The sequence below is a fragment of the Citrobacter sp. VF227 genome, assembly GCF_052950715.1.
The window spans coordinates 1-984 of record NZ_JBRFVF010000061.1 but is presented as its reverse complement, the minus strand read 5'-3'; the positions used below and the strand labels follow the sequence as shown (position 1 = coordinate 984).

Sequence of the window (984 nt, the reverse complement as noted above, 5' to 3'; positions counted from 1 at the left end):
CGGAAGGTGACCTGGCGGCCGATAACAGCATCACCCTGAACGGGGAAATCACCAACACCAACCCGGCGTGGGCGTGGAAAACCGGGGCAGACCAGACAGACTGGGACACCACCAAACTGGAGTGGAAGGTGACCGGGGCGAATGCGACGGCGGACTTCTCGGGCAAAGGGGATGTGGCCCTGCTGGACGGGTATCTGGTGAATCTTGCTCCAGCCACGGCCCCGGGGCTGGAGCCTGTTATCACCATCGGCGGTGACGGTTATACGGTCACTGCCGGGGGGGGAACCATGGAGCAGACGGCCAAGGTGAAGGTGACCGGTCTGACGGATGCGACGGATACCACGTCCACCGTGGACGGGGAGATGACCTTCAAAACAGTTATGGCAATGAATGCTGGTTGGTTTTCTTCAACTGCTAAAGTGGCTGCTTTACGCCCGGTAGAAGTTGCGGGCAATGGACAAACTTATCTGCCACCTGGCACCACTACAAACGCCGCTTACATGAAAGCGGCGCAAAAAGCGCTGGATAACCAGAAGCTGTCTGTGGATTTTGCCACAGCCCCTTATGCAGCTCTGGCACCAGAGATGACCAGAGTCACTCCTACGACTGGTCTCTGGAACACTGCTTCGCAAACACAGATTACTGCTGGTGTTCACTCCAGCATCCACTCCGCCCAGGTGACTTTCCCGGCGGCGACCATCCCTGAGTCCTGGGAAGGTGCGCTGACCGTCACCGTGGCCTATCGTTAATCACTGACAGGTCTTCTGACACACAGGGAGGGGGAACCCTCCCTTTTTAAAAGCATCTTCCGTTTGGGTCCTGACCGGGACCGGCAGAGACACCACCCCGTACCACTCGTTAACGTAACGGTAGACACCATGAAAAATCACCTCAGTTCCTGTGATGGCAGCGGTGAAACGTGCGCTGCACATCGTCGTTTGTTCGTCGCCCCCGGAAGGCGCCTGCGCCGCGTGGTTGCGCTGA

The 984-nt window shown here is 58.2% G+C and carries 1 protein-coding gene; it reads left to right on the top strand.

What is annotated here, in order from left to right; all coding sequences use genetic code 11:
- A partial coding sequence (locus tag ACU8YC_RS25000) for a F4 family fimbrial subunit (protein ID WP_446895958.1) occupies nt 1-749 on the top strand: 749 nt, incomplete at its 5' end.
- Between the last annotated feature and the right edge of the window lie 235 nt (nt 750-984).